Origin of the sequence: Microbispora sp. NPDC049633, assembly GCF_040675265.1 — a bacterium.
Classification (GTDB): domain Bacteria; phylum Actinomycetota; class Actinomycetes; order Streptosporangiales; family Streptosporangiaceae; genus Microbispora; species Microbispora maris.
Genome location: NZ_JBFAOO010000093.1, coordinates 20,789 through 29,514, shown reverse-complemented (window position 1 = coordinate 29,514; position 8,726 = coordinate 20,789). Strand labels below are relative to the sequence as shown.

The window sequence follows — 8,726 nt, the reverse complement described above, 5'->3', positions numbered from 1 at the left end:
GGCGCCGCTGCGGGCGGGCGAGCGGTTCGTGACGCTGACGCTCCCGCAGCCCTACCGGCCCTCGGCGCCCGCGGGCGGCACCGACGAGTACCGCTGCTTCCTGGTCGATCCCGGGCTCACGGAGTCCGCGTTCCTGACCGGCAGCCGGTTCCTGCCGCAGAACACCGACATCGTGCACCACGCGATCGTCTTCCGGGTCGGGCCCAAGGAGGCGGAGACGGCGCGCAGGGCGGACGCCGCGACGCCGGGCGAGGGCTGGACCTGCTTCGGCGACGCCGGGATCGAGAACGGCGCGTGGGTCGGCTCCTGGGCTCCCGGGGTCGACGAGACGCTGCTGCGGCAGAAGGTCGGCTACCCCCTCCCCGCGGGCAGCCAGATGGTGCTGCAGATCCACTACAACCTGCTGGGCGGCGCCGACGGCGCGGACAGGTCCGGCATCCGGCTCCGGCTCGCCGACGGCGCGAGCGGCCTGGCCCCTCTGGAGACGGGACTGATCGCGGGGCCGGTCGAACTGCCCTGCACGGCCGAGGAGTCGGGGCCGTTGTGCGATCGTGAGGCGGCCGTCGAGAACGTGGCCCACCGGTTCGGCGAGCAGGCGCGCCGGATGGTCGACGGCCTGACCCGGATGTGCGGGCAGGGCGAACCCCCGCGGCCCGGCCCGACACAGCACTGCGACATGCCCGTGAGGAAGGACACGACGCTTTACGCCACCGCCGGGCACATGCACCTGCTCGGCCGCTCCATCAAGGTCGCCCTCAACCCGGGCAAACCGGACGAGAAGACCCTCCTCGACATCCCCGCGTACAACTTCGACGACCAGGCGATCCGCCCGCTGGCCCGGCCGCTGGAGATCAAGGCGGGCGACACGCTCCGGGTGACCTGCACCCACGACGCGGGGCTGCGCGCCATGCTGCCCGCGCTGCGCGGGCAGGCGCCCCGGTACGTGGTCTGGGGCGAGGGCACCAGCGACGAGATGTGCCTGGGGCTGCTGGTGTGGTCGCCGAAGGCGTGAACGAGGCATAACGTGTGATCGTGGATCTTCGGGAGCTGAGACGCGCCAGGTTCGCGGTGTCGGCCGTCTTCGCCCTGCACGGGGCGGTGACCGGCGGCTTCGCCTCCCGCATCCCCTGGATCCAGGATCACGTCGGGGCCGGGCCCGGCGCCCTCGGTCTCGCCCTGCTCGCGCCCGCGGCCGGCTCCGTCCTCGCGATGCCGACCGCGGGCCGCGTCACGCACCGCTTCGGCGGGCGGGCCGTCACCCGCGTGTCGATCGCCCTGTGGTGCCTGGTCCTCGTCCTGCCCCCGCTGGCCCCGAATCTCCCCCTGCTGTGCGCGGCGCTCCTGCTGTACGGCGCGGTGGCCGGCATGGCCGACGTCGCGATGAACGCCCAGGGGGTGGAGGTCGAGCAGCGGCTCGGCCGGTCGATCATGTCCGGCTTGCACGGGATGTGGAGCGTCGGCACGCTGGCGGGCGGCGCGGTGGGCACGCTGGCCGCGAGCGCGGACGTCGACGCCCGCCTCCATCTCGCCGGGGCGGCGGTCGTGCTGTTCCTCGTGGCCCTGGCCGTGGAGCCGCCGCTGCTCGACGTGCGGGCGGCCGAGGACGAGCCCGCCCCGCCCCACTTCGTGCTGCCACCGCGCGGCGTGCTGCTCATCGGGCTGGTGGGCTTCTGCTCGGTGTTCGGCGAGGCCGCCGCCCAGGACTGGTGCGCGGTCTATCTCCGCCAGGTCGCCGGCGCGTCCCAGGCGGTGGGCGCCGCGGCGTACACGGCCTTCGCCTGCATGATGGCGGCGGGACGGTTGTGCGGTGACGCGGTGGTGCGGCGGCTGGGGCCGGTGGCGACCGTGCGCGGCGGCGCGGCGCTGGCGACGCTCGGCGGGCTGCTCGTCGTCGTCTCCCGCACCCCGGCGCCCGCGACCGCCGGGTTCATGCTGATCGGTGTGGGGATCGCGGTGGTCATCCCGCTGGTGTTCGCGGCGGCCGGCAACGCCACGGCCTCACCGAGCGAGGGCGTCGCGGGAGCGGCCACGGTCAGCTACGCGTCGGGCTTCGTCGCGCCGAGCGCCATCGGCGGGATCGCCTCGCTGACCGGCCTGCCCGCCTCGTTCGCGCTGGTCACCGCCCTGCTGCTGGCGGTCCTGCTGGGCGCGGGCAGGCTCGCGCCCTCGGCCGGGCAGGCGCGCCGGGACCTCCGGCCGGCCCCGCGCGGGCAGTAGCGCCGTGCCGGCGGCAGGCGCGGCCGACCGCCCCGGGTCCGTCGCGGGGGCGGTGGAGCGTGGTCGCCGGGACAGCCGGCGGCCCAGGACCTGGGCCGGGCGTTCGACGAACCGGTGGGTCAACGCGGAGCAGGCGAGCACCACCGCCAGCAGCAGGACGGCCATGGCCAGGCGTTCGGCGAGGGCGAACCGGCCCGGGTCCATGGTCAGGCGCCGGAGCACCTGCACGGCGAGCGGATGCAACAGGTAGACGGAGTAGCTGATCAGGCCGAGCCACACGAGGGCGCCGGGCATCTGCCGGCGCCGCAGGAGACGGGCGGCCAGGAAGGTCGCCCACGCCGCGGCGACCGCGGTGGACCAGCCCCGGGTGAACGCCAGCGCCTGGTCGCCGGGCATGCCCCAGCCGGGGCCGAAGGCCCATGCGGCGCCCACGGACGCGACCGGCACGCACGCCAGCGCCCACCCGCTCGTCCTCCAGCGCAGTTGTCCCCGGTCGAGCCGGTAGAGCACGGTGCCGGCGAACATCGTGGCGACGATGGCCAGACTCTGCCAGGCCCCGATCCGGCTGTTGGCGCCGAGCAGCACGAGAGCCAGCACGGCCGCGGCCGCGGTGCCGCACACACGCCACCGCCCGCGGGACGCCAGCGACGCGGCCGCCGCGAGCAGCACGACCGCCGTGATCACCACGACCTGGGCGGTGCCGGCGCCGCGCGACAGCGCGCCCGCCGGAAGCAGGCCGCCCACGGTGACGGCCGCCACGGCGCAGGCGAGCATGCCGGCCGTGCCCGCACGATGCGCACCGGCCGTGCCCGCACGATGCACACCGGCCGTGCCCGCACGATGAACACCGGCCACGAACATCGCCGTCACGAGCAGGTAGAAGACCATCTCGTACGACAGCGTCCAGAACACGTTGACGACGCCGGGCACCTGGACAAGGTCCTGCAGCATCGTCAGATGCGCCAGGACCGCGGTGCCCGGGTCGTCCGCCAGCTGACGCGGCAACGGGGAGTACACGCCCTGGACGCCGAACACCGTCCCGGCCGCGGCCGCGACGAACCACAGGGGATACAGGCGGAAGACCCGGTTGATCCAGAACCCGCCGACGCTGCCGCGCCGTTCCAGCGAGACCGGCACCACGTATCCGCTGACGAGGAAGAACACCAGCACGCCGTACTGGCCGAAGTTGAACCACGGGCTGACGCCCGCGCGCACCTCGGGGAACAACGCGTCCAGGCAGTGCTCGAACACCACGACGAGCGCGGCCATGCCGCGCAGGGCGTCCAGCCATCCCTGCCGCGGTCCCGGGGCCGGCGGCCGCGGCCGTGCGGGCGCGGCCTCCTGCCTGACCTCGCTCCGGCGTGTTTCCACAACATCGACGGACATCCGGTCAGGCTAGTGTGTCAGCCTTGGAGAATCGTGAGTGCCGGCTCGTTCAGCGCGGTGGGAGCGCTCATCGGGACGGCGGGCCGCCCCCCGATGAGCACTCCCGGCGGTGCCGCTACGTCAGGTCCGCGCAGGCGCGCGCGTCGGCGTCCTTGGCCGCGCCCGGCACCCACCGGACGTTCGCGAACGACGCGGAGAACGCGCCGTCCGTGTACACGAGGAACGGCGTGTTGACGTTCTCGAAGTCCAGGTTGGGCGCGAAGCAGGACACCGGGATCTTGACGGTCGCCTTCGCGCCCACGGGCAGCCGCTGGAACAGCGACGTCGCCACGACCTCGGCGAAGCACGGGTAGACGCAGTGCGCGCTGACGACCGTGCGGGCCGCGGGCGGCTGGTGGACGATCGTGTCGAAGACCAGCGCGGCGTCGGCGTTCAGGTAGCCGCGCAGGTCGCCGCCTCCCGCCGGGTCCTGCATGTACAACTGCGCCGCCCCGGCGCCGTTCCAGGTCGCCTTCAGCCCGTCGCCCTGGACGTTCACGTCCGACGGGACGACGGCGATCTCCGTGTGCGCCGCCTCGCCGTCCACGCCGATCTCCGTGCCGCTCCAGTTTTCGGCCGAGCCGATGAAGCTCTTGTACGGCGCGACGTCCTGCCGGTCGAAGATCTCCAGGTCCTCGGTCGCGGTGCCGCCGCCGCCCGTGCCGCCGCAGCCGAACTCGGGTGAGGTCTCGTCGAGCGTGCCGACCGACCCGGTTTGCCCGTAGCGCAGGCCGTACCCGGCGGGGAAGAGCGGGTCGTAACCCTCCTGCCCGGGGTTCAGCGGCGTCTGGCAGGCGCTCCTCGGCCACGAGTACGACAACGTGCCGGTGTAGCCGTGGCCGCTGTCGCGGCTCCTGACCAGCAGGTCGGCCACGCCGCCGCCCTCGGTGCCGGGCAGCCAGGCGACCACGAACGCGTCGGACCGGTTGAGCTCCTTGTTGACGTGCAGCGGGCGGCCGGTGACGTAGACGGTGACGACCGGCGTGCCCTTGCCGGAGACCTTGTCGAGCACCGCGAGGTCGCCGGGGTAGAGCTTGGCGGCCTCCAGCGAGCGCCGCCCGAGGTCGCCCACGCCCTCGGCGTACGGCGTCTCGCCGATGACCGCGACCACCGCGTCGTACGCCTTCGGGTCGACGCCGTCGGCGGTCTCGCTGAAGGTCACGTTCGCCGCGCCGAGGGTCTCCCGCAGCCCGCCGAGGATGGTCGTGCCGTTCGGGAAGTCGGCGTTGGTGTTGCCGGTGCCCTGCCAGGTGAGGCTCCAGCCGCCGGTCTGGTTCGGCATGCTGTCGGCGCTCTTGCCCACCACAAGGACCTTGGACCGGGGGGAGAGCGGGAGGACCTTGCGGTTGTTCTTCAGCAGGACCTGCGACTCCCGAACGGCCTTCCTCGCCAGCGCCCGCGCCTGGAGGGCCTTCTGCGCGCCCGCGCCGGGGCGCGCGGAGGGCTTGGGCGCCTCGAACAGGCCCGCGCGCAGCTTCACCCGGAGGATGCGGGTCACGGCGTCGTCGATGCGGGACATGGGGATCTCCCCCGCCTCGACCTGCGCGATCGTGGTGGAGATGAACGCCTTCCAGTCGTTGGGCACCATGACGACGTCGAGGCCGGCGTTGATCGCCCGGGCGCAGTTCGAGTTGGTGCAGCCGGCGACCTGGCCGATGCCGTTCCAGTCGGAGACGACGACGCCGTCGAAGCCCATCTTCTGCTTGAGCACCTCGGTGAGCAGCTTCCTGCTGCCGTGCGCCTTGCCCTCGGTGATGCCGAGGTCCTCGTTGGTCCAGCTGTTGAAGGACGCCATGACGGTCTGCGCGCCGGCGGCGAGCGCGCCGTAGTAGCCCTGGCCGTGAATGTTGATCATTTCGGCCTCGGACGAGGGGTTGACCCCCTGGTCCTGCCCCTTGAGCGTGCCGCCGTCGCCGATGAAGTGCTTGGCCGTGGCGATGACGCCCCGGCGGCCCGGTCCCCGGGAGTCGCCGTCCTGCAGGCCGCGTACGACCTCGTAGCCGTACGCGCGGGTGATGCGCGGGTCCTCGGAGAAGCCCTCGTACGTGCGGCCCCAGCGGTCGTCCCTGACGACGGCGAGGGTCGGCGCGAAGGCCCAGTCCTGCCCGGTCGCGCGGACCTGCGCGGCGGTGGCGGCGCCGATGTCGCGCAGCAGGCAGGGGTCGTGCGCGGCGCCGAGGCCGATGTTGTGCGGGAAGAGCGTCGCGCCGTAGACGTTGTTGTTGCCGTGCACGGCGTCGATGCCCCAGATCACCGGGATCTTGGTGCGGGTGTTCACCGACGCCTGCCAGTAGGCGTCGGCGAGGGCCAGCCAGTCCTGCGGGGAGGCGTGCTTGTCCCGGCCCGGCCATGATCCGCCGCCGTTGAGCACCGAGCCGATGCCGTACCGGCCGACCTCCTCGGGGGTGATCGCGGCGATCTCCGGCTGGGTCATCTGGCCCACTTTCTCGGCCAGGGTCATCCCCGCGACGATCTTCGCGATGCGCTTCTCGTCGGCCGGGTTCCGCTTGATCTCGCTCCTGACGGCCGGCCAGTCGGGCAGCGTGGGCAGGCGCTTGTCGATCCGGGCGCAGCCGTGGTCCATGTCCGGCGTGCCGACCACCGGCCGGGCCGGGGGCTTGCCCGGTGACTTTCCGGGCGGCTTCCCCAACGGCTCGCCGGGGGTCGCCGCAGCCATCGCGCCCGGCAGCAGCGCGAGGCCGGCCAGGGCCGCGAGGACGCGCCGGGGCGATCGGGTGATGACTCTGCGCATGAACGTCCGTTCTCGATGGGCCACGAGGACCGGTTCGGGTGGTACGGGCGTGTTGCGCAGATCGTCACCCCGTAAGGCCCATCGGTCAAGAGAGCGCTCTCCAATCTCGGTGGGTCTTATGAAGTGACTTCAGGCTCACCAGCTGCGGTTCCGGCGCGGGGCAGGACACGCTCGATGGCCTCGCGGGACCCGGCGACCCGCAGGCCCTGCTCCTCGGCCTCGGCGAGGGCGAGGCTGCCGCTGAGGAGGGCGAGGATACGCGGCGGCGAGCCGGTGACGGTGGCGTCGGCGTCCGGGTCGGCGCCCAGGCGAAGCGAGACCCGCCCGGCGTCGGCGTCGATCACCACGGTCTGGTCCCCGGCGTGGATCTGGATCGAGGACGCGGGCCGATCGGGCTCGTGGTCGGCCAGGAACATCCGGACAGGCAGGCGCAGCCACTGGCCGCGGAAGGCGTCCTCGGCCCGGTGGTCGCGCATCAGGGGTACGCCCCAGCGACCGAGCGCGTCGATCACCGGCGCCAGTTCGGCACCGCGATCGGTGAGCCGGAACAGGGTTGTGGCGATCGGCGGCGGGGCGTCCTCGCGTTCCACGAGGCCGGCGGCCTCCAGCTCGCGCAGGCGATCCGCGAGCAGGTTGGTGGCGATTCCCGGCAGCCCGGAGCGCAGGTCGGTGTAGCGGGACGGACCGCGGGACAGGAGCTCACGCACGATCAACAGCGTCCATCGATCGCCGACGACGTCGAGTGCTTTGGCCACGGAGCAGTACTGACCATAGGAGCGCATGGCCACAGCCTATCAGGCGACTTGAAACAATCACGCTTGTGCTTGACTTTCTTGTCTTCGCACTTTAGAAACACGTCATGACTAATATCGGCAGGCGGGCGGTCGCCGCCGACGCAAGCGCGTCTCCCGGCCCGCCCCCCTTCACTCCACCTCCCTTCACCCCGCCACAGGGCTCCGGTCACCCGCGTGCCGTGTTCGCCGTGCTGGCGCTGGCCGTGTTCGTCTCCACGCTCGACGTGTTCATCGTCAACATCGCCGTCCCGGCGATCCAGGCCGACTTCACGGACTCCACCGTGGCCGGGGTGTCCTGGGTCCTGAACGCCTATGCGATCGTCTTCGCCGCTCTGCTCGTGCCCGCGGGCAAGCTCGGCGACGTCGTCGGCCGGCGACGGGTCTTCACCGCCGGGCTGTTCGCGTTCGGCCTGGGTTCGGCCCTGTGCGCGGCCTCGCCGTCCCTCGGGTTCCTCGTCGCCGCCCGCGTCCTGCAGGGGGCCGGAGCCGCCGCGATCACCCCGACCTCGCTGGGCCTTCTGCTGCCCTCCATCCCCCCGCGGAGCCGGGCGGCCGCGATCGGCGTCTGGTCCGCCCTGGGCGCGGTCGGCGCCGCCTCGGGCCCGTCGCTGGGCGGGCTTCTCACCCAGTTCAGCTGGCACTGGATCTTCATCGTCAACGTTCCCCTCACCGCGATCGTGCTCGTCGGCGCGTACCGCGTGCTGCCCGAGATCCGCGACCCCGCCCGCCCGCCGCTGCCCGACGGTCTCGGCACCCTCGTCCTGATCGCCGCCGTCTCCCTCGCCACGCTCGGCCTCGTACAGGGGCACGCGTGGAACTGGGACGGACGAGTGATCGGCAGTTTCGCCGCCGCCGGCGTGCTCACGGCCGTGTTCGCCGCGCGCTCCCGGCGACACCGCGCCCCCGTCCTGGAGCTGAGCATCGTGCGCGTCCCCGCGTTCGCGCTGTCCGCTCTGTCGGCGGCCCTGTTCTCGGCCGCGTTCTCGGCGATGCTGCTCGCCAACGTCCTCTTCCTCACCGGCACCTGGCACTACTCGATCCTGCGTGCCGGGCTGGCGCTGACCCCGGGCCCCGTCGCGGCCGCGGTGTGCGCGCCGTTCGCCGGCAGGCTCGCGCAGCGCGTCGGCCCCGGGCTCGTCGGCGGTGCGGGCGCCCTGCTGTTCGGGATCGGATCGGTGATGTGGGTCGCGTTCATCGGCGCGGAGCCCGCCTACTGGTCGCTGTTCTTCCCCGCCATGCTCGTCGGCGGCGGCGGAGTGGGCCTCGCCCTGCCCGCGTTCACGATCGCGGCGACCTCCACCCTGGCGCCGCAGGCGCTCGCCACCGGAATCGGCGCGCAGACCATGTTCCGCCAGATCGGTTCGGCCCTCGGCGTCGCCGCCTTCGTCGCCGTCTTCGGCACCCCGAGCGCGGCCACCGTGATCGGCGCCCACGACGACGTCCGCTGGTTCATGATCGCTTCGGCGGCCGGCGCCGCCCTCGCCCTCGCGCTCATCCGGCGGCCCGGCGGCGCCGACCGGCACCCGGCGCGCTGACAG

The 8,726-nt window shown here is 73.1% G+C and carries 5 protein-coding genes and 1 pseudogene; 3 read left to right on the top strand and 3 right to left on the bottom strand.

From position 1 onward, the window contains the following. Together AB0J39_RS23190 and AB0J39_RS23185 are read left to right on the top strand one after the other, a co-directional pair. A partial coding sequence (locus AB0J39_RS23190) for a monooxygenase (RefSeq protein ID WP_363468122.1) occupies positions 1-1,012 on the top strand: 1,012 nt, incomplete at its 5' end. A 20-nt stretch (positions 1,013-1,032) separates the two neighbouring features. Continuing rightward, complete coding sequence (locus AB0J39_RS23185; RefSeq protein ID WP_363468120.1) at positions 1,033-2,217, top strand: MFS transporter; 1,185 nt, start codon at positions 1,033-1,035, stop codon at positions 2,215-2,217. Positions 2,218-2,346: 129 nt separating this feature from the next. On the opposite strand, the pseudogene AB0J39_RS23180 reads toward AB0J39_RS23185, so the two are convergent. The 3 genes and pseudogenes from AB0J39_RS23180 to AB0J39_RS23170 all read right to left on the bottom strand — a co-directional run. Next, positions 2,347-3,603: pseudogene (locus tag AB0J39_RS23180) on the bottom strand (acyltransferase); the annotation flags it as partial. Between the two features lie 115 nt (positions 3,604-3,718). After that, positions 3,719-6,394: an exo 1,3/1,4-beta-D-glucan glucohydrolase gene (locus AB0J39_RS23175; protein WP_363468119.1), complete on the bottom strand. Its 2,676-nt coding sequence runs from the start codon at positions 6,392-6,394 to the stop codon at positions 3,719-3,721. Positions 6,395-6,510: 116 nt separating this feature from the next. Continuing rightward, a complete protein-coding gene (locus AB0J39_RS23170) occupies positions 6,511-7,176 on the bottom strand; it encodes a helix-turn-helix domain-containing protein (protein WP_363468117.1) in 666 nt (221 codons plus the stop codon). 191 nt (positions 7,177-7,367) lie between these two features. Here AB0J39_RS23170 and AB0J39_RS23165 point away from each other — a divergent pair, with 191 nt between their 5' ends. Next, positions 7,368-8,723 (top strand): MFS transporter, encoded by a 1,356-nt coding sequence (locus tag AB0J39_RS23165; protein ID WP_363468115.1) that lies wholly within the window; start codon positions 7,368-7,370, stop codon positions 8,721-8,723. Positions 8,724-8,726: the final 3 nt, after the last annotated feature.

Excerpts from the sequence above, each read along its gene's own strand:
- AB0J39_RS23175 (WP_363468119.1), bottom strand. The coding sequence starts at position 6,394 with ATGCGCAGAGTCATCACCCGATCGCCCCGGCGCGTCCTCGCGGCCCTG.
- AB0J39_RS23170 (WP_363468117.1), bottom strand. The coding sequence starts at position 7,176 with ATGCGCTCCTATGGTCAGTACTGCTCCGTGGCCAAAGCACTCGACGTC.